The sequence below is a fragment of the Ruminococcus flavefaciens AE3010 genome (genome assembly GCF_000526795.1).
Classification (GTDB): Bacteria; Bacillota; Clostridia; order Oscillospirales; family Ruminococcaceae; genus Ruminococcus; species Ruminococcus flavefaciens_D.
On record NZ_JAGT01000001.1, the window covers coordinates 1,881,186 to 1,903,336 of the forward strand.

Annotated in this window: 13 protein-coding genes; 9 read left to right on the forward strand and 4 right to left on the reverse strand. The window is 46.1% G+C overall.

What is annotated here, in order from left to right; all coding sequences use genetic code 11:
* Positions 1 to 4: 4 nt before the first annotated feature.
* A complete protein-coding gene (locus N774_RS0108110; RefSeq protein ID WP_024860764.1) occupies positions 5 to 673 on the reverse strand; it encodes a response regulator transcription factor in 669 nt (222 codons plus the stop codon).
* A gap of 275 nt (positions 674 to 948) precedes the next feature.
* Between N774_RS0108110 and lepB the strand changes: the two genes are divergently transcribed.
* From lepB to N774_RS17190, 7 genes are all read left to right on the forward strand, one after another.
* A complete protein-coding gene (gene lepB, locus N774_RS0108115) occupies positions 949 to 1,584 on the forward strand; it encodes a signal peptidase I (protein ID WP_242836593.1) in 636 nt (211 codons plus the stop codon).
* Positions 1,585 to 1,620: 36 nt separating this feature from the next.
* Complete coding sequence (locus tag N774_RS0108120; protein WP_024860766.1) at positions 1,621 to 4,941, forward strand: Spy0128 family protein; 3,321 nt, start codon at positions 1,621 to 1,623, stop codon at positions 4,939 to 4,941.
* Between the two features lie 50 nt (positions 4,942 to 4,991).
* Complete coding sequence (locus N774_RS0108125) at positions 4,992 to 6,680, forward strand: isopeptide-forming domain-containing fimbrial protein (RefSeq protein ID WP_196231539.1); 1,689 nt, start codon at positions 4,992 to 4,994, stop codon at positions 6,678 to 6,680.
* A 72-nt stretch (positions 6,681 to 6,752) separates the two neighbouring features.
* Positions 6,753 to 7,586 (forward strand): class C sortase, encoded by an 834-nt coding sequence (locus N774_RS0108130; protein ID WP_024860768.1) that lies wholly within the window; start codon positions 6,753 to 6,755, stop codon positions 7,584 to 7,586.
* A gap of 30 nt (positions 7,587 to 7,616) precedes the next feature.
* A complete protein-coding gene (locus tag N774_RS0108135; RefSeq protein ID WP_024860769.1) occupies positions 7,617 to 8,651 on the forward strand; it encodes a Cna B-type domain-containing protein in 1,035 nt (344 codons plus the stop codon).
* Positions 8,641 to 9,279, forward strand: coding sequence for a sortase (locus N774_RS0108140; protein WP_024860770.1), 639 nt, complete (start codon positions 8,641 to 8,643; stop codon positions 9,277 to 9,279). Before N774_RS0108135 ends, N774_RS0108140 begins: the two co-directional genes overlap by 11 nt.
* 209 nt (positions 9,280 to 9,488) lie before the next feature.
* Complete coding sequence (locus N774_RS17190) at positions 9,489 to 12,875, forward strand: beta-L-arabinofuranosidase domain-containing protein (RefSeq protein WP_080770463.1); 3,387 nt, start codon at positions 9,489 to 9,491, stop codon at positions 12,873 to 12,875.
* Between the two features lie 46 nt (positions 12,876 to 12,921).
* On the opposite strand, the gene N774_RS0108150 is transcribed toward N774_RS17190, so the two are convergent.
* The 3 genes from N774_RS0108150 to N774_RS18215 form a co-directional block, all read right to left on the reverse strand.
* Positions 12,922 to 14,688 (reverse strand): CotH kinase family protein, encoded by a 1,767-nt coding sequence (locus N774_RS0108150; protein ID WP_024860772.1) that lies wholly within the window; start codon positions 14,686 to 14,688, stop codon positions 12,922 to 12,924.
* Positions 14,689 to 14,894: 206 nt separating this feature from the next.
* Positions 14,895 to 16,118 carry a leucine-rich repeat protein gene (locus tag N774_RS18210; RefSeq protein ID WP_024860773.1) on the reverse strand — a complete coding sequence of 408 codons (1,224 nt, stop codon included), beginning with the start codon at positions 16,116 to 16,118 and terminating at the stop codon, positions 14,895 to 14,897.
* Positions 16,119 to 16,436: 318 nt separating this feature from the next.
* Entirely contained in the window at positions 16,437 to 19,934 is a 3,498-nt protein-coding gene (locus N774_RS18215; RefSeq protein WP_024860774.1) for a glycoside hydrolase family 11 protein, read from the reverse strand.
* A 591-nt stretch (positions 19,935 to 20,525) separates the two neighbouring features.
* Between N774_RS18215 and N774_RS0108165 the strand changes: the two genes are divergently transcribed.
* Positions 20,526 to 20,807, forward strand: coding sequence for a hypothetical protein (locus N774_RS0108165; protein WP_024860775.1), 282 nt, complete (start codon positions 20,526 to 20,528; stop codon positions 20,805 to 20,807).
* A gap of 779 nt (positions 20,808 to 21,586) precedes the next feature.
* Positions 21,587 to 22,105, forward strand: coding sequence for a cysteine hydrolase family protein (locus tag N774_RS17210; RefSeq protein ID WP_037280198.1), 519 nt, complete (start codon positions 21,587 to 21,589; stop codon positions 22,103 to 22,105).
* Positions 22,106 to 22,151 lie beyond the last annotated feature (46 nt).

The following is a 22,151-nucleotide window of genomic DNA, read 5'->3' on the forward strand; positions in this document are numbered from 1 at the left end:
ACGGTTAAGATTTTTCCGTCAGCATAAAGCCTATGCCCCACACCGATGATATGTAGTCCCTGCCGATAACGGCTTTCAGCTTTCGTCTTAGGTTATGTATATGTATTTTCAGAGAGTCCTCGGTGCAGTCGGGGGTATCATCGCTGATGCGCTCCAGTATGGTAAGCTTTGCCACCACCTGCTCGGGATTCTGCATGAGAAGCTTCAATATGGCATATTCCGTTCTTGTGAGCTTTATCTCAGCGCCATTCACCTCTGCGGTGTGAGTATCGGTGTCCAGAGCTATCTCACCAAAGCTCAGCAAAGACTTGCCGCCATTTGCGCTGCCCTTCCTGAGCTGGACCGCGATACGGGCAAGGAGCTCCTGCATATCAAAGGGCTTGGTGATATAGTCAGCCGCGCCGCCGAGGAGAAGCTCCACTTTATCGGTGATATCAGCCTTTGCGCTCACTATTATAACAGGGATATCCTTTATCTGCGGAAGGAGCTTTTCTCCAGTTATCCCCGGGAGCATAAGATCAAGGAGTATGAGATCGGGCTTTTCCTTTGACAGGAGCATGAGAGCTTCCGTCCCCGAATACGCCGCAGACACGGTATAGCCCTCTGCCGTAAGGGCTTCCGAAAGCATCCCGCTGATATGTTCATCGTCATCTATTATAAGAATATTGGACATTTTTCCACCTCGGTGCTTTTTTATCTATTATAGCATTTCTTTTATCCCAAAGCAAGGGCAGACCCTCTGCTTTCCTGCTCTCCACTATTATAATGAAAGAGCTCACTGAAAAAGGAACTGCTGATTGTATATTCTGACGTTTTGCACTGTAAAAACTTACAAATCGACCTATAAAATTTTGTTTATATTTTTTTTGATATTTCTTGATATAAAATATAACTTGTGTTATAATTATTACAGATTGTAATTCATTTTTGACAAAGGCGGTATAAAAAATGTCAAAAAAAGAATTCGGCGATCTGAATAAACGAGAGCTCGTTGACCTCGTTTATACAATGATGAATGCCGACGAAGAAAAAAGTTCGGAGCTTCCGCCTGTTGAGCAAGTCGCAGCAGAACGTGTAAAGCTTGATAACAAGGCTAAATTCCGACGAATACTGAAAAGTACCGTTTCCGCACTTCTTGTGGTAGCTGCCACAGCAGTATTGATATCAATGCTCTTTCTTCCCGTCATACAAGTATCGGGAGACAGCATGCAGCCCACACTTAACAGCGGAGATATTATACTACTTGTAAAAACAAAGCATTTTTCTACAGGTGAACTATGCTGCGTCTCATGGCAGAACAAGCTTCTGCTCAAACGCGTCATAGGACTTCCGGGGGATAATATAAATATAGATGAAAAAGGAAATGTTTTTCTTAACGGAGAGCTTCTCGACGAGCCCTACGTAACAGACAAGTCCCTCGGTGAATGTGATATAGATCTTCCGTATACCGTTCCCGAGGACAAGCTCTTTGTTATGGGCGATCAGCGTGAGACCTCGGTGGACAGCCGCAGTTCAGCTGTAGGCTGTATAGACTACGATCAGATGGTGGGCAGATACCTTTTCAGGATATGGTCCGCTGACTAAACTTATATTTAGTTTAATTAAGAAGGGGGGGTGCATTTGAATAACTCCTTGAAGAAATATCTTCACGAGCTTCGCATGGAAAAGAAACAAAAACGACGGCTGGCTTCATTTATAACTGCCATGTCCGTGTTTGTTTCAACAGGCGTTTTCTGGCAGCTGCGCGGTATAGGCACTGCTATGACAGATGAAACGCCTTCCTTAAACGGGACCGATACGGCAGCTGCGCTGTCAGCTCCAAGCGGTTCTCTGTGCGAAACCAATGAGATATGGGAATCCACACTTCCCGAGCTGACCGACACGCTCGCGGAAAACGCTGCTTTGATAGCAGCTTCTCAATTAGGCTATACCGAAAACGAACAAAATTATACCTTGGGCGACGATGGCTGTACACATAAGAATTACAGCCGTTACGGCGCATGGTTCGGAAATCCGTACGGTGACTGGAACAACATGTTCACCTGTTTCTGTCTGCATTATGCAGGCGTAAATGAAGCAGATATACCGTTAAGCTCGGGCTGCTGGGCATGGTCGCTGAAGCTGAATGAAAAAGGAGTTCTCTCCCCTTTGAACAGAGGCTCTCCAAAACGCGGAGATGTGCTGCTGTTTGATACCGACCTTGACGGTAAGGCAGACCGCTCGGGAATCATTTTCGATGTTGCCGAGACCTGCTTCATCACTATAGAGGGACAGGTAGACGGAGCTGTAGCGGAATGCAGGCACTCCCCCGATGATGAGCATATCATAGGCTATGTGCCTGTTGAAACGCCTGAGAATGAAAATGTATCCCTTATTGAGTTCTCGGCGGAAAGCGAGTCGGGAATAAAGGTAGCAGCTTCTGCCGAATTGGGCGTATTCCCCGACGGCACTGAAATGCTTGCGACAGATATACCCCGTGACGAGGCTCTGGGAAAAGCTGCCGATGCTCTCGGCACAGGAACAGATGAGATAGAGGCAGTTGCCGTTGATATCTCGTTCCTCTCTCCCGACGGCGTCGAGCTTGAACCAACGGACAGCTCTGCGGTCCATGTGGAGATAACTCTCCCCGAAGAGCAGAAACTCAGCGGCGATGAGTTCAATCTTATTCACATTTCCGACAGCGGCGGTACGGAAATAATCGAAAACGCCGAGGTATCCGAGAACGGCGCGGAGTTTGACGCGGAGAGGTTTTCGATTTATGTTATTACATCGAATGGTGAAATTGAAAAGGATAGGCTTATTATAGATGGAAACAATAATTACGTAAATAACTCCTCGGATAATCCCTATGTTGTGACGCTTGGTTCAATGTTTACAGTTGTAGGCTATACAACCGTTCCCCCTGGCGATAATTATGATCAAGGTTTTTTATATGGTTGGAATCCAGAAATCATCTCTCGTTGGGGAGATGCTAATAATGCTGCTTCTGCTGACTCTAACGGCTACTATCGTCGTGAAATAAGATTTAAGGCGAACAAACCTGGCAATACAAAAGTAAGCTTGGATCTTGGAAATGGTAATTATGCAAATTTATACGTTTCTGTTCAAGTTCCTTCAGAAAGGGATATTTACGTTGTTCGCTGGAATGAAGAAATTGATAAAGATCAGCTTTATACCAAAGATGGTGCCACGTATGTTACTAATTCGCAAAGTACCCCTTATCACATCAATGTTGGAGAAACTTTAACACTTGCAGGTTATTCAAGTGTTAATGCGTGGCTATATATGCCTGGTAATATCGTTTTAAGGCAAGACGGGAGTACATCTCGTACGTTATCCTATGATACAGATGGCGTAAATCGTACGGTAATGACTGTAACTGGTCAGTCCCCGGGCGTACAAGATATTGTGCTGGATGTTGATGGTAATAATAATTATAGAAGTTTCTGGATCGAGGTTCTTCCATCGGATGTTAATTATTCAAATAAGCTTAAAGATATTTATGTAAAAACTGCTCTTGATGATCGTGATATTGATAAAGTAAATGAATTTCTTGAGTTATTCGGTTTTCCGCATTCAGATGATGGATATGTTTATAATCAAATTTCGACCTACGACGGAAAAACAAAATTATATCCTTATCTACTTTCTGTCGGACAATCTGCAATTTTTTATGTAAAAGATTCACCAACATCTACTATGGAATATAAAGCTGTGAAGCTTCCTATTGTCGGTACAACTGAAAATGATTCTTTTAAGGTAATACTTGGTAATGTTTCAAGCAGCGCAGCAGAGGTAACAGATGATGATTTTATTATAACAAAAACAGGTGATGGCGCTGTAAATATCGAGGCGAAATCAAGTGGTTTGTATCGTGTTACTCTTAAAGATAATGATTCGACACTACGTGATTTTTATATCTATGTTGTTGACAGTAATTTTAAAGATATGACACATTCAGATATAGAGATTTCAGACGGAGGTAAGTATACCATTACCGAGGTTGAAACGGACGCTTCTACAGGAATAAAAACAACTACGCTTTGGGAGTATGATGCTATAATCAGTGGTGTAAATGATTGTTTCATATATGATAAATCAGATCAAGTTATACAGAATTATAGTAGTGCAAACAATGACTATACCAACATAGGCGTAGCAGGTTCTACACAATATGAATGGACATCAGAGCCAAGCTTTTCTGGACACTGGGATAAAACTTTTGATTACAGCAAAGTTTCTCATGTTGTATTTGATGTTAAGCTTGATTTAACTCCGAATAGCAAAAAAATTTTGGTTGAACATCTGGATGAAAGTAACAATTGGATCGTGGATACTGATTGGACTTCTGAGTCTTGGTCGGACTCAACTATAACTATTGACAGTGTTCAATACGACTTAGGTGAACAAGACATGATAGATGCATTTAATAAATGTCCGAATCACACAGGTTTGGACTTTACGACACGCTCAACAGGTGCTCTTGTTCAGCTGAATGCCCAAAAAGAACTTATAGGAAGAACTATGCAAGAAAATGAATTTCAATATGAACTCATTGACAGTAATAATGGAAATGTTATCTGGACATCAAAAAATAAAGCAGATGGTAATATTGAACTGTTTAATCACACATATTCTTCTCCTGGTCGATTTGAATACATTGCACATGAAGTCAATAATTCAAATGATACAGAAACATTATATGATAGCAAAGAGTATCGGATAATCGTAAATGTTACTGAAAAACAGATTAATGATATTCCGATTCTTTTAGCAGAAATAGAATATCCAGATGGAGTACCGAAATTTACAAACTATCAGACCTACACCCTCCCCTCAACAGGCGGCGGCGGTGTAGTTCCATATATGATAACAGGCTCAGCCATTATCATACTCTCTTTCGCGGCACTTTTGCAGCGAAAAAGAAAGGAGGATAAATGATCTCTCCTTACGCAGAAACCAAACAAAATTTAATTATGAAAGGTGATATTATGAGAAAAAATTTTAAAAGCTTATCAGCGATATTAATGACTTCCGTACTTGCTGTTTCAGCAGGTTCAATGGCTATGCCCGCTTTTGCGGATTATACGATCACTATGTCCTCAACTGAAAATCATACATACACTGCATATCAGATATTCGATGGTGATCTTCATGAATCAGGCGGTACAAAAACACTTTCAAATGTTACATGGGGTGCAAACATAAACGGTGCTGCATTTCTGACTGCTCTTCAAGGTTCATCAGATTTTGGCGCTACAAATCCTTTTACAGGAAAAACAACAGCTGCACAAGTTGCAAGTATAATTGATGGGTGGAATGATACTACAGATGCATCTAAAATAAAGGCTTTTGCAAAGCTTGCAGCTGCAAATCTCAATACAACAGCCGGGGTAAGCGGAACAGGATCTATCAGTATTGGTGCAGCTAATGCAGGTTACTATCTTATCAAGGATACAACTACATCAATGCCAAATGGAGGAACATATTCTGATTTTATACTCGAGGTTGTTTCTGATGTTACAGTTGCTGCAAAGGATGAAACCGTTACATCAGAAAAGAAAGTGACTGACAAAAACGACTCCACAGGCGCGACGGTGGGAAACCAGACTACCGCTGACTATGACATCGGCGATGATGTTCCCTATGTACTGACATTTACTCTTCCAACAAAGTATGCTGAGTATTCCAAGTATCCGATAACATTCACCGATGATATGTGCGCAGGTCTTACATATAATGGTGACGCTAAGATATACTATGGAAAAAACTCAGGGGGTACCATTACGTATGATGACGGTACCGCACTCGGTGCTTCTTTCACATCAACGGATATATCATCATCAGATGCATACAATGGTGGAAAAAGATATACTTATACAATTGCCGACTTGAAAGCTACACAGGCATCTGCTACTGCTGGCACTAATTTAGCTACTCTTGGTGCAGGTGATGTAATAAAGATCGAATATACTGCAAAGCTTAATTCAAATGCTGTTGTCGGCAGTGCAGGTAACCCCAACAAGTACAATGTAACATTTGCTAACGATCCGAACTGGTATGATGACGGCACTGGACCACAGCCTGATAATCCGCCAACCGGTAATACACCTCCCAAAGAAAACAAAGTTTATACATACAAGGTAGTTCTTAATAAAACAGATGGAACCAATGCACTTACTGGTGCAGATTTTGAACTTTACAAGTTTGTGGTTGATACAACAGGAACAGATTCATATACATCAGGCGGAACAACATATAACGGTACATGGACAAATGTTACAGCATTAAATTCCGGTACGGATAAACCTACTAAAGCAAAAACAGCTTCTGGCTCAGTAGTTAATTCAGTATTCACATTCAGCGGTATTGACGATGGTCACTACAAGCTTGTGGAGACTGCAACACCTCCAGGATATAACTCAATAGATGATATTGAGTTTGATATAACACCTACTGCTGACGGTGATTTAGATGATGTTTCAGTAACAAATCTTTCACTTACAGCTGATGATACAGCAGGTTCATTAACAGGTGACGTTGTCAATAGTCAGGGCGTAATCCTTCCGGGCACAGGCGGCATGGGTACAACAGTATTCTACATCGTCGGTGGACTGCTTGTAGCAGGCGCACTGGTACTTCTTATCGTAAAGAAGAGAATGAATATCAAGGAAAAGTAATTTCCTAAATTTGCAGTATTGCGGCGGTAAGGCTTGTCCCTCCGCCGCAGATATTGCGGCAGGGAGGAGCCGATGAAAAAACATTTTTTCAGCATTGCAATTTTCATAATGTTTATCGTCGGATTGTCCGTGCTGCTATATCCAGCAATCAGCGAATATATCAACTCCAAGCACGCTTCCCGTGTAATATCCGCATACAACGAGAAGCTCAGCGATTCCTCGGAGGAAGAGCTTGAGGCTGTCTTCGCAAAGGCTGAGGATTACAACAAAAGACTTAACGCCAATCCCTCTGCGTTCTTCGATCCCTCTCTGGTTAGCGGGTACGAGGATACTCTCGATATTACGGGAACAGGTATCATGGGCTATATCGACATCGACAAGATCAATGTGGAGCTTCCCATATACCACGGAGTCGGAAAGGAAGTTCTTCAGATCGGCGCAGGACACCTGTCGGGAACGAGCCTCCCCGTCGGCGGAAGCTCCACTCACAGTGTACTCTCCGGACACAGAGGACTTCCCAGCGCAAAGCTCTTCACAGATCTGGACGAGCTTGAGATCGGTGATGTATTCACTGTGACTATACTCAACAGGTGCTTTACCTATCAGATAGACCGGATAAAGGTAGTTCTCCCCGAGGAGTATGACGATCTCCGCATTGTTGACGGCAAGGACTACTGCACTCTCCTGACCTGTACTCCATACGGCATCAATTCCCACAGGCTTCTCGTCAGAGGAGTTCGCATAGAAAACATCGAGGAGAAAAAGGTGGGAGTATTCGTTAAGAACGAAGCATTCAGGATCGATCCGCTGATAGTAGCTCCTATCGCAGCCATACCGCTGCTCATTATAACATTCACGCTGATATTCATCAGCGATAAGCGTCAAAGGAAAAAGACAAAGAAATGATCTATACCGAACAGTTAGCAGGGTGATAAGATGTCAGAAAAGAAAAACAGAATATTTTCAGTGCTGCTGAGTCTGCTTTGCATATTCATGCTTCTGGCTTCTGTCATGCCTGACAGCCGCGCAGCAGAGACAAATTCCTCTGTCACTCTTGTATGTGCACAGGACAGCGTAAAGGTCTCATCTATGTACTGGAAGATATACAAGGTCGGTGAACGCCGTGACGGCAGATTCGTACTCACAGGAAAATTTGCTGGATACCCCGTTGATATGAACGACCTTGATACAGATACCGTCCGCGGTATCGCTCAGGCTCTGGAGAGCTTCATCATAGGCGACAGCATAGAAGCTCATTCAACGGGACTGACCAACTCTGACGGAACAGTCGTATTCAGCGGTCTTGACAGCGGACTCTATCTTGCTGTAGCCAAAAAAGTAAAAAAAGGCGAAACGTCATACATGGCAACTCCCCTGCTGTTCGAGATAAAGGAGGACGGCTCGGCTGAGAAAGCCTTCCCCAAGATATACAGCACCATTACCCTTGAAGGCTCAGTGGGCAGCTATACCGTAAAAAAGGTATGGGTGGACAACGACGACTCCTATGAGGCACGCCCAGTAAACGTAACGGTAGACCTGTTCAAGGACGGAGAGCTTTATGATACGGTAGTTCTCGACGAGTCCTCAAACTGGCAGCACCGCTGGAACACTCTCGAGCTCGATTCGGAATGGCGCGTGCTGGAGCGCAATATCCCTGTAAAATACGCAGTTCTTGTGGATTATAACTCCAAGCAGTTCCTTATAAAGAACTCCTATGCTCCCGAAATGCTTATCGAGGGCGGAAGCCAGACAGCAACGACGACCACTGCACCTGTCACTGTGACGTCAGGCAGTACCTCCTCCACATCGGCCGCGACTACTGCAACTGCCACAGTTACTACAGCATCAGGCTCGTCACTTCCACAAACGGGACAGCTCTGGTGGCCTGTGCTGCCCCTTGCACTTGGCGGCATGACGCTGATATGCATAGGCTTGCTTTCGGGAAAGAAGAATAAAAACGATGAGAGCTAAATTCCGCCGATCATGTATCATCACAGGTGCTTCCCTGATATTTATCGCCCTTTGTCTGTGTGTTTTCAATATCAATGAGAGCAGAACGGCGGCTAAGCGCTCACAGTCCGCTCTTACCGAGCTGAGAACAGCAATTGAAAAGGTCACAGAGTCCACCGCACAGCCCAATACCGACGACACGGAGGACGACCTCTTCGTTCAGTACGAGGAGCCTGCTCCTGCGGAAATGCCCACCGTCAGCATTGGCGATACGGGCTACTGCGGCTATCTTACCATATCGGAGCTTGGACTGGAGCTGCCCGTGATAAACGATTTCAGCTACGGCGCACTGAATACTGCTCCATGCAGGTACAGCGGCTGCACCGAAAGCGGCGACCTTATCATAGCAGCCCATAACTTCAGCAGCCATTTCGGACGGCTGGGCAGCCTTTCCGACGGAGCTGAAATAGTCTTTACCGACTGCAGCGGAAGAGCTTTCCACTATAACATTATAAGCATCGAAGAGATCCGCGGCGATGATGTTGATGCCATGCTGGGCAAGGACGATGACCCGTGGGACATGACACTTTTTACCTGTACCCTCAGCGGCAGAAGCAGGATAACTGTCCGCGCAAAACTAACATATTGAGCAAAGCTCCCTGACACTTATTTGTCAGGGAGCTTTTATTGATTTACACATTTACAATACAACATATCATGCAGATTATATATACTTACGAATAAATCATGAATTCAAACAAAATATTTTCAACCTTTTCTGTAATTTTGTGGGTTGTCTCGCAGGAAAATATGAGTTACAATATTGGTGGATATTAAAATTTAAAGGAGGAATTTCTTATGTTATCAAAACTTCCCTCTCGTCTGACTTCATTTGGAATTGCTGCCGCTATGATGTGTTCTTTCACCAACTTGCCAATACCAAGCATCTCGGCGGCTGAGGACGCAAACATCCGCAATTTCAGCATCTCAGACGTGACCATGACTGACGCATACAGCGTCAACGCTTTCAACAAGGAGCTTGATTATCTCCTTGCATTCGACACCAACAGGCTCCTCGCAGGCTTCCGCGAAAACGCAGGTCTCAACACCAACGGCGCAAAGCGCTACGGCGGCTGGGAAAACACCAACATTGCAGGTCACTCGGTAGGTCACTATATGACTGCCATCGCGCAGGCATATCAGAATCCTTCCATTACCGAGGAACAGCGCTCGGCTCTGTACAAGAGAATGACCACCCTTATCGACGGTCTCAGACAGTGCCAGAAGAGCTCAAAGGGCAAACCGGGTCTTATCTGGGCTGCCTCCCACCCCAACGGCACAGGCGTTGAGGTACAGTTTGACAACGTTGAAGCAGGCAAGTCCAACATCATCAGCGAAGCCTGGGTGCCATGGTACACCATGCACAAGCTCATCGCAGGTATAGTCGATATCTACGACGCAACAGGCTATGCTACCGCAAAGGACTTAGGCTCTGACCTGGGCGACTGGGTATACAACCGCTGTAAAACATGGAACGACCAGAAGCACCGCACTGTACTCTCTATCGAGTACGGCGGAATGAACGACTGTATGTACGAGCTGTACCGCATAACAGGCAAGGACAATCACGCTGTTGCAGCTCATTATTTCGATGACACAAATCTCCATGAGCAGATCCTAAAGGGCGGAGCTAACGTGCTCAACGGCAAACACGCCAACACCACTATCCCTAAGTTCCTCGGAGCTCTAAAGCGCTATACCGTAGCTCACGGCAAGACCATAAACGGCGAAAAGGTTGACGCTACACGCCAGCTTCAGTACGCAGAAGCTTTCTGGGATATGGTAGTAAACCACCACACCTATATCACAGGCGGAAACAGTGAGTGGGAGCACTTCGGCATGGACGATATTCTTGACAAGGAGCGTACAAACTGCAACTGCGAGACCTGTAACTCATACAATATGCTCAAGCTCAGCCGCGAGCTGTTCAAGATAACAGGCGACAGCAAATATATGGATTTCTATGAGAACACCTACTATAACTCGATTCTCTCATCACAGAATCCAGAAACAGGTATGACTACCTACTTCCAGCCTATGGCTACAGGCTACTTCAAGGTATACAGCTCACGCTTTGACCACTTCTGGTGCTGTACAGGAAGCGGTATGGAAAACTTCAGCAAGCTGGGCGACACTATCTATATGCACGGCGACGATACTCTCTATGTAAATATGTATCAGAGCTCTATACTCAACTGGGCTGACAAGAATATGAAGATAACCCAGAAGAGCAATATCCCCAACAGCGATACAACGTCCTTCACTATCGACGGCAGCGGCGCAGTTGACTTCCGCTTCCGTATCCCTGACTGGAAGGCAGGCAATATGACTGTCAAGGTTGACGGCGAAAAGTACTCCTACAAGACAGTTGACGGCTATGCTCAGGTAACAGGCGACTTCAAGAGCGGCGACGTTATCGAGCTGACTATACCCGAGGAGGTCAAGGCTTACTCACTCCCAGACAAGAACACGGTATACGGCTTCAAGTACGGTCCTGTGGTACTCAGCGCAGAGCTGGGCAAGCAGAACATGGCTACAGGCTCAACAGGTATGTGGGTAACTATCCCCAAGGATAAGGTGACTCCCTCAGAGAATATCCGTATCTCCGACAACAGCACAACTGTCAATACCTTTATGACAGACATCAACGAACACCTTGTAAGAGACGGCAGCTCCCTGAACTTCAAGCTCACAGGCACTGACCACGACCTTACATTCTCACCTCATTATCAGCAGTACCAGCAGCGCTACGGCATCTACTGGAACTTCCAGAGCAGCAGCACCGCTGTTGACCGTCCTGCACGTTCAAAGTCCACTGTTACCGATACGGTACAGCCCGGCTACGGACAGTATGAGAACGACAACCTCCACGATATGCAGGAGACTAACACTCAGGGCATCACCGACGACAGCACCTACCGCTACGCTAAGAGCGGCGGTTCGTTCAGCTACCGCATGGCTATCGACAAGGAAGCTCCCTACACTATGCTTACCGTTAAGTTCCGCAAGGCTGACAACGGCAAGTCCATAAGGATAGTTGTGGGCGATACAGTGCTCTATGCAGGAACTCTCGATTATAAGGGCAGCAGCGACGTTTACGACGTAAAGCTCATCGTTCCGCAGGAGGTCATCGACAAAAACGTCAAGGCAATAACTGCCGACGGCACAGACTATGACGTTCTCACAGTTACATTCTCCTCCAACGACGATAAGGAGTCCGCAAAGGTATGCGACTTCATATACATGACAGCCGTTAAGCCCCTCTACGAATACGACAGCAGCATTGCCTACTTCGTGGACTGCGGCGACCACAACACCTACACACTCTCGGGCAAGGACAAGCTTGGCTACTACAACAGCGTTACCGAGCAGCTTTACGGTCCCGACGAAGTAACAGGCGCTGAGTGGGGACTTATCGACGACGCCACCGACCAGTACGACGGCAGCAAGAACAGCGCAGGCATCTATACTGCCAATACATGGTGCGACGAGCGCAACACTGGCGACGGCAGAGACAAGACCGCATCATTCCGCTACACAAAGAACCAGTACGAAAACAACATCGACCGTCATCTGGACTACGGCTTTACTCTCCCCAACGGAAAGTACTCCGTGGAGATGTGCTTCAGCGACCCGTGGAGCTGCTCAACATCTCCCACAGTTTACGCAAACTATGGCACGGACGACCAGAAGATAATCGCTGAGAACTGTGCAACCAACGGTTCAACAGTATCCAAGGGCGAGGTCACTGTCAAGAACGGCAAGCTCACAGTAAATATGCGCTCTGCTGACAAGGCTATCAACATCAACTACATCATTATCCGTACTCTTGAGCAGGAGCCCCTCCCAATAGCAACAACCACCATTGCCACAACAACAACGACTACGACAACAACTACCACCACAACTACAACGACCACTACTGCACCTGCGCCAAAGGCTGACAAGCTCGGCGACGCAAACTGCGACGGACAGATAGATATGTCGGACGTTGTACTGATAATGCAGTCACTTGCCAACCCTGACAAGTATGCTCTCGGCGGCACAGACCCCAAGTCAATAACAGAAAAGGGACTTGCAAATGCTGACGTAGACACAAGCAGCAAGGGCGTGACCTCAGGTGACGCACTCCGTATTCAGGAGTATCTCCTACACAAGATAACTTCATTTGAAGCTGCTGAATAACCGAATACAACACAAGGGCGTGATAAAAAATCACGCCCTTGTTGCTTTATGAGATATATTTTTTCAGATGATTGGTTATGTAATCATACCTCTTATTGTAAAAGCTTCTCAGCGAATCAACTGCGCTGTTGTAGTTAGCCTCAGCGCCGTAGCCGCCTGTAAGTCCGCTCCAGAAGCGGTCATAGGCCGCAATGGTTATATCATGGTACTGCTCCGACAGCCTGTCGATCTCTGCCTTAACACGGTCGCTTCCGAAGTTCTTATCGGCAATTTCCGTAAAGGTATCCGAAAACTGCTGCCTGAATCCAGCGTTTTCCATGGCTCCGTTAAAGAGGTCGGCAAGGAAGCAGTCGCTTTCCATGAGCTTCTCAAAGCTGTCCTCGGAGGGCTGAGCCTCGCCGTAGATGCCCGAGCTGTACTCTGTATCGAACATCACAAAGCGCCATTTGCCGTCAGCGTAGGGATTGGTTTCGTCAACAATTTCAGACTTCCACATTGCCATGTTGCTTCTGCCCCAGTTGGCATTATTTATGTATATCTCAGCACTTATATAGTCCATAAAGCCCTGCATATCGATCCTATCGCAAAGCTTTTCATAAGCCCAATCTGATGAAAAATCAGTATTTTTTATCCATTCACGGAGCTCTTCCCATTCCGCAAAGGTCTCCTCATTGCCGTCATAAAGCTGCTCTTTTTTGATAATGCATATATCCCTTGCGGGGACGCCGTAATGTGAGCTTATAAAATCATCGTCCAGTTTTTCCGTTATCTCATAATGCCCCCAGTACTCGCCGTCTATGAAAACTATGCAGGGCTCCATGCCCTGGGTGAGGAACTGACGGTCGGAGACCAGTGACTGAGCCAGCTTATCGCTGAAACGTGTGAGCTGTGCGTCGTTGCCGCCGTTTCGCAGTATAAACGTATCGAATACAGTTACAGGCTCACCGCTTGTTTTGCTCTTTACATTTCCCGAGAACAGGTCGTATTCCAGCTTAGGCGTACCGTAGGAGCTCCTTGCGTAGATATTGAAGCTTTTCTGCGCGTAAGAGCGGGTAGCTCCTCCGTGTATGCGTATACCCACATCCTGAGACACCGCAAGCTCTCCGTTCTCAAAAAATTGTATCGCCGCATCGCGCTCCCATTCCTTTCCCTTTTGAGTATAATTTGCGGGAATGAACCAGTCGGGAACAGACGGGTCATATTCGTTATTTTTCCAGTCGTCGTAGGTCTTTCCGAGGACGTATATTCCCTTTTCATTATCAAAGAGGTTAGCCTCGTCTGTCATAATGGATACTATCCTGAAGTCCTTGTAATACTCCGCCTTTTCACCAAAGCCGATAAAGTAGGTATTGGACACAACAGGACTTTTGTTGCCGTCCTTATCTATGGTTATAGCCCTGACTACAGTCGCCTTGTCCACAGCAGAACGTGGCTGAAAATCGTCGGCGAGCTCCACAGGCTGTGCGATATCGGTGTGAGCGCTCAGCACATTATCCTCGTCAGAACGGTCTGTGATCTGTATGGGCTTGGTATAGCAGCTGCTGTGAGCAGTAGGCACACTACCGTCAAGGGTATAGAATATCTGGTGGTCATCGTCAGCGGATATAGAAAGGGAGAATCCGCTGTCATAAAAGCCGCTTTTCATTGAAAAACGCATGCCTTCAGCCTCATACGGAACTTCCGCGACCTCATTCTCCTCAGGTCCTGATATTGCAGAGGGCAGCAGGTCGGTTTTCTTCTCCGCGCAGGAAGTGGCCGCAAGTGAAAGAAATATTATATTACAAAGTGCAGCAGCGATATATCTTCGTTTCATAGAGTTCTCCTTGTAACATCTTGTTCAGTGTAGCGTTTTTTTGCAGATTTAATATTAATTATACGATTTTTTCAGCACAAAGTCAATATTTATCATTGCCGCACAGCACTTTTTTTCACATAAAAAAATACCGGATCCATATTCAAGACCCGGTAATTTCTATTTATAGCTGCTCCGAAAGCATTTTCAGTCCTTATGAGCTTTAATTATTTTGCTGCTTTCAGGTACTCTTCAAAGGGCATTGCCTTATCCTTTTCTGTTCCGCAGTAAGCATAATATGAGAGTATAATGGTTGCATCAACTGAATTTATCTTGCCGTCCTTGTTAACGTCTGCCGCAGTCTGCTGCTCCTTGTTCAGACCGCCGTCCTTGCCTGTAGCTGTCCTCGCATAGTACTGGAGTACTGCTGTAGCATCGGAAGCATTTATCTTGCCGTCGCTGTTAACATCACCAAGCTTGTACTGTGCAGCAGGCGCAGTTGTTGTAGTAGTTACAGGAGTGCCTGTTGCTGTTGTGGAAGCTGTAGTTTTACCTGTAGTTGAGGCAGAAGGTGCTGTGGAGGCAGTTGTTTTGCCTGTAGTTGAAGCAGCGGCTGTTGCTGTGGTAGTCGTAGTTGTTGTAGTTGTAGTCATAGTAGTGGTGGTTGTAGTTGTATAAGGATTAGGGATACCTATGAACTCATAGTTGTTTTCAGCAGCCATCAGCTCTGTTGTTGAGCCCTCATATCCTGTAACAGTACCGTAGTAATGAGAAATGAAATTTTCATCCATACCGTTGCAGATAAAGCTTGTTATCTCAAATTCACAATCGGGATTGAGGATAGTCACTGATCTGAGCTTGATGTTTGTACAGAAAGCCTCCTGTCCGATATAAGTAACAGATTCGGGAACTGTTACAGCTTCAAGATTCTGTGAACGCATAAATGCAAAGCTTGCGAGCTTCTTGACACTGTCGGGAACTGTATAGCTCTTGCCCTCTTTTCCCGCAGGATAGGAGACCAGCGTATCCTTTGACTTGCTGAATAATATGCCGTCTACCTCTGTGAAATCCTTGCTTGCAGCGTCAACCTTTATGGACTTGAGCTTTGTGCACCATGAAAAAGCCTGATCACCGATAGCAGTGACCGAAGCAGGGAGAGTTACCTCCTGAAGATCAGGTGAAAAAAAGAAAGCGTTTTGCGCAATTCTTGTAACGGGGAGCTTGTTTACAGCAGCGGGAACAGTACACTTGGTCATCTTCTCGTCGTTTACTCTGATGACCTCCGCATGGTCTGCAAAAATTTCAAATACCAGTTCGTCAGTCTCAACAGTGCTGCTCTCCTCTGCGCTTGCGGTCAGCGCAACGCTCGGAACATAGCTGTTGATCGGCATAGCTGCACCTGCAGCTAAGGTCAGCGACAGAACTGCCGCTAAAACTTTTGATGATCTCATAAAAAAACCTCCATAAAAAAGATACGATTTTAAACCATATTACATTATAAATCATCAAATTGTAAAATGCTAACCAAATATTGCTATCAGTATAGATTTTTTGAATTTCCTGTGAATAAAACAAAAATACCGCCGTATCCCGAAGGTATTTATTCAGCTTGAACAAAGCTTTATCCCCTGCTGCCGCTGATCCTGCGACAAATGAAAAGACAGCCGATATACACCGACTGCCTTTCAGGGGATATTAAAATTTGGAGAAATCTTAATCAGGTGTGCCGACCATCGATACTGTGATCGGCACGAAATAATAACAATTAATTAAGCGCGTGTGTGAACCTGACCGCCTGCAAGTGTCTTGCCGTGAGCCTTAGCCATATCAGAGATGTTTACGTTCTGATAACCATTCTGTGCAAGCCAAGGAAGAACCTCTTCCATAGCTGCTGCTGTTGTAGCGTAGTTCTCGTGGCAGAGTACGATAGCACCCTCAAGCGAGCCGTTCTGTGCAGCCTGCTTGATAGTATTAACGATCTGATCCTTTGAAGCACCGTTCCAGTCCTGAGTATCGATAGCGCATGAGATAAGCGGTACATCGTTAAGAGCTGACTGAACTGTTCCGTTGCTCTCGAGGTAAGGAAGTCTCATGAGGTGTGATGGCTCAGCACCGATGATGTTCTTGAGCTTTGTATTGCAGTTCTCCCACTCGCTGCGGACCTGAGATGCACCAAGCTGACCGAGATGTGGGTGAGACTGTGTATGGTTAGCAACTTCCATGCCATTCTGGTACTCGTACTTGATCTGGTCGTTTGTCTTGATCCAGTCGCCTACGATGAAGAATGTAGCTGTCATGTTGTTCTTGATAAGAGCATCAATGATTCTGTAGCCTGGGTCAGACTTGCTTGTAGCTGAAGCGCCGTCATCGAATGAGATAGCGCAAAGCTTCTTGCCTGACTGTACTGCAGCACCGCCGTTGCCAGCCGACTGCTGACCTGCGTTCTGCTGACCACCCTGGTCAAAGCCGCCCTGCTGACCGCCAAACTGGCTCATATCGAAGCCGCCCTGCTGACCGCCAAACTGGCTCATATCGAAGCCGCCCTGCTGGCCGCCGAACTGGCTCATATCGAAGCCGCCCTGCTGGCCGCCGAACATGCTCATGTCGAAGCCGCCCTGCTGGCCGCCGAACTGGCTCATATCAAAACCGCCCTGCTGTCCGCCGTTCTGCTGACCAAACTGGCTCCAGTCCATGTTGCCGAACTGGCTCATGTCGAAACCGCCCTGCTGTCCGCCGAACTGGCTCATATCAAAGCCGCCCTGCTGACCGCCGTTGTTCTGCTGTACGGGAGCAGCTGTAGTTGTTGTAACTACAACAGGCTTTGCAGTAGTTGTAACTGTGTTATTGCTTGCTGCGCTCTTTGCATAGCTCTCGGGGAGAGATGTGATAGTACCTAAGAGATACTTCTGGATAGAAAGAGCATCATTTGCGGTAAGACCGCTGCCTGCTTCGTAGCAGTCAGCATTGCGCTGTCCCTGCTCGTCAAGCTTATACTTGTTAGGAGCTGCAAGAGCCTGCATAACTGCTACAACGTCGCCCATATCTACTGTACCGTCGTTGTTGGCGTCGCCCCACTTAGTAACCTTTGAAGCGAGATTGTTGGAGCTGCCTGCGCCATTGCCGCCGAAATTGTTATTGTTATTGTTGTTGTTATTATTTGTGTTGTTATTGTTGTTTGTATTTGTGTTAGTATTAGTGTTAGTGTTAGTGTTTGTATTAGTATTTGTATTAGTATTTGAAGATGAGCCTTCGCTTGCATTAGCCTTGAAAGCATATCTCATGAATGTGTAGAGATGTGGCTTAACAGAGTCTGCACCGTGTCCGCCGCCGGGGATGGACTGGTAAACATGCTCTACGCCGTTTCTTGTAAGGATCTCGCTGTACTGTGATGGGAATGTACCAACAACTGAGTCATTAGTACCGCCTGTGATCATGAATACCTCAGGCTCGGGACCTACGTTTCTGAACTTCATTTCGCTCTCCTGCATGCAACCGGGATGCTCCATGAACATATCCTTACCGGGTGTGATACCGGGTGCAGGGCAAGCGCCGCCAACGTATGCAAAGAGGTCAGGACGCATAAGACCAATGTAGATAGCCTCTCGTCCTCCCATTGAGAATCCTGTGATAGCTCTGTTCTCTCTGCCTGTCTTTACGGGGTAGTTAGCCTCAATGTAAGGGATAAGGCTGTCAGAGATATCATAGAGGAAGTTATCATAAGCAGCGCATGTCTCCTGATTGATACCGAAGCCGCCGCCCTGACCGCCGTTCTTGCTTGTGAACTGGCTTGGGAGAACGATGATCATTTCCTCAGCCTTGCCGTTGCCGATAAGACCTGCAAGGAGCTCCTGAACGCCCATACCGCTTACCATGCTGTTCTCGTCACCGCCGATGCCGTGGAGAACGTACATTACAGGGTATTTCTTGCTTGGGTCATAGTTAGGAGGAAGAACAACATTACAGCTCTTCTGTCCGCCTGTGAATTTACAGTTATATGTCTTCTTCTCTACCTTGCAGCCGCCGGTCTTCTCGTTGCCGCCCGGTACAGTTGTAGGCATATCGCCCTTTATTTTAGCATTCAGACCTGACTTAGCGTTGCCGCCGTTGCCTGCGTCTGAACCGATATTGGAATTGCCGTTATTGAAGCCGCCAGCCATGCCGCTCCAGTCAATATTGCCCTGGTTGCCGCCCTGCTGGCCGCCGAACATGCTCATATCAAAGCCACCCTGCTGGCCGCCGAACTGACTCATATCGAAGCCGCCCTGCTGACCGCCGAACTGGCTCATATCGAAACCGCCCTGCTGTCCGCCGAACTGGCTCATATCAAAGCCGCCCTGCTGACCGCCGAACTGACTCATATCAAAGCCGCCCTGCTGACCGCCGAACTGACTCATATCGAAGCCGCCCTGCTGACCGCCGAACTGGCTCATGTCGAAACCGCCCTGCTGGCCGCCGAACTGGCTCATATCGAAGCCGCCCTGCTGGCCGCCGCCAACATTGCCGCCGTTATTTCCTGTTTCAACTGTTACATCAGACTGACCTGAGCCTGTCTTTACTGTAACGCTCTTTACATTAGCTGATCCGTTGGATCTGTAGCCCTCGATATTAAGGGATACCTCATAAAGAGTTCCCGACATATCCAGACCTGCCTTTGACCATGCGTCAAAGTGACCGCTTACATCGATAGTGCCCTTCATGTTGTTCTGCTGATTATTTGCAGAACCACTTGTCTGACGAACGCTCCAGTACTGTGGGAATGTAGCTGTACCGTCGAGAGATGGCTGATTGTAACGCATTGACTTACGAATGTCATATGTGTTTCCGTTGAGGGTAACCGAGCCCTTGTTCTCACCGTCATTTCCCGGTGGTCTCCAGTCGCCCCAGCCTTCTACGATGTAATACTCCATAAGAGGATTTCTTGTCCAGCCGTATACACACATATAAGAGTTTCCTCTTGGTGTATACTCTACATCGTAAGTAAGTGTGATGCCATTCAGCTGTTTGTAGTTGATCTTCTGGCTGTCGTAGTTTTTGCCCATACGAGCAAGGAAGTTCTCAATGTTGCTCCATGAGCAGGTGAAAGAACCTGCTGACGGGTTCATCGAAGCCTGACCCTGTCCGTTCTGGTTCCACATCTCGTAGTCGTAGCCGCCTATGTTGCCTCTTGTCTGCTGATCGGCAGCAGATGCGACTGTCGGGATGCTCGTTGCAATCATCAGCGCAGAAACGGTGCCGCTGAGGATCCTTTTCATTCTTGATAGTTTCACTTCAATCACTCCTTTGTTTTATGAAAAGCAAATTTATGATTTCAGTAATCCCCATGAGTTGTGAACTCTTTATTTGTCTATACTCAAGTATAAATCTTAACTATTTCAAAAACAAGTCATTTGTTGCTGAAATTATTCATTATGCCCAAAAATTGCTCACAAACTTGTCAATGTTTGTTTAATGGATTGAGCTTTTCAGCTATATTTCAGGAAACTATCAAGTTTTGCGATAAAAAACCACGCATAAAATATTTTATTAATCTAATTCATATTTCGTTAATTCACACCTTAAAATAGTCTTAAACGATGTGGGCAAAATATACAATTATAAATGTACGTTCATATATATTATACACATATTTTTTCAACCTCAACTGTTGAAATCCGCGTTTTTTACACTTTTTCATGCAAATTGTGGGTTGTTTTGTGACCAAATTATGGATATAATAAAGATGGAATATAAATTGCGGTTTTTTCGGATACTGCCCCGAGATATATGTGCATGTCAAAAGGCAGCCGCGTATCCGACTCACTCTTATTCCAAAGATAAATATATAAAGGGGAATTAATTAAGATCAAGGAGGGATCGCTATGTTGAACACCAGAATGAGCACGATGAATATGCTCAGGTACTGCGACGAAGCACTTGCCTGGGACAAGTTCTCGGACATCGACAAGCTGTTTTTTGAATCCGTAAGAAAGATCCTTCTCGGACAGTGCTCTCCCATGGACATTTCCGAGAACACAAGACGTGATCTTATGGGCATCGAAAGACCCGTGGACGAGAACGAGCTGGTACCCGAATATGAGAAGTATGACGACATCTTCTGTGATATGTCAGACGACGAGATCCCTGACTTCAGCTCCTATTGATGTTGTTCATTCCATAGTCTAAGGGGCAGAGCCGTCGGCGTAATGTCGGCGGCTCTGCCCGTTTTTTGCGTATTCGTCAGCACAGAAACCTGCCCTTGCAAGAAATAGCGCGATCATCAGCATTTTGCATGATTTTCTGCGCTTTTCTCTTGTAAAGGCAGGTTCCGTGTCTCTGATAAAAGGGGGGTGAAGCTCTCAATAACTTCTTTTTGACTTACACTATGGCTCGGAATTCACCGCGGAATCTGAGCTTTGCAAGTCTTTTTCGGTATTCAAAATACCATGTTAGGGGGCGATCTTTTTATCTCTTTTCTATATACATATTGTACATCAAAACCTATAAAAAGTCAATAGTTAAATTTACTATATTTGCCTGCTTCACTTTATACACTTTAACAAATACCGCTATTTTACGTTGTTTCAACAATTGACACGGAATAATTTTCTCAAAAAAAGTACATTTACAGGCGGTATATTTCAGCTATATTAGACCACTTGTTTCAAACCGCAGTCTCAGCTCCTTTTGCATGTGCTTTCCGCCGCCTTTTTTGCAAGAATTTGCCAAATCCGCCTCCCCAATGTGCTCCTTACATTTTTTATGTCCAAATGGCGTGATATTTCGTGATATTGACCATAGCAGCGACGATTGACACAGCCGCTCCAATATGGTATACTATTTTTATTAGTTTATTTTTACAGGAATGGTCAAAAATATATAGCCAGACTGTAAAAAGCCGTCTGACAAACGGCACAGCAAAAACACTTAGGGAGATATGATTATGAAAGAAGCTTTACTCATCATCGACGTCCAGAACGACTACTTCGAGGGCGGAGCCTGCCAGCTCCACGAGCCTCAGAAAGCTGAGGCAAAGATCGTGAAGCTCATCGAAGAGAGCCGCCGTATGGGACGCCATGTGATATACATCAAGCACATCAATCCCGACAGCGAGGACTTCTTCAATGAGGGCACCTACGGCTGCGAGATATCCGAGCGCATCAAGCCCCACCCCGATGATATCGTTATCAACAAGTACTGCCCCAACAGCTTTCTCGGCACAGAGCTCAACGACTGCCTCCGCAGTCTGGGCGTTGAAAAGCTCATCGTCTGCGGCATGATGACACATATGTGCGTTGACACCACAGTCCGCGCTGCCATGGACTACGGCTATGAGGTAACTCTTGTGGCTGACGCCTGCGCTACCAAGGACATTGAGATAAACGGTGAGGTGATCCCTGCCGAGACAGTCCAGAAGACCTACATAGCATCACTTGCAGGGATTTTCGCTGAAATAGTATAATAATCCGCAGTAAACACATAATACATCTTAAAACGAAGGGTGGATC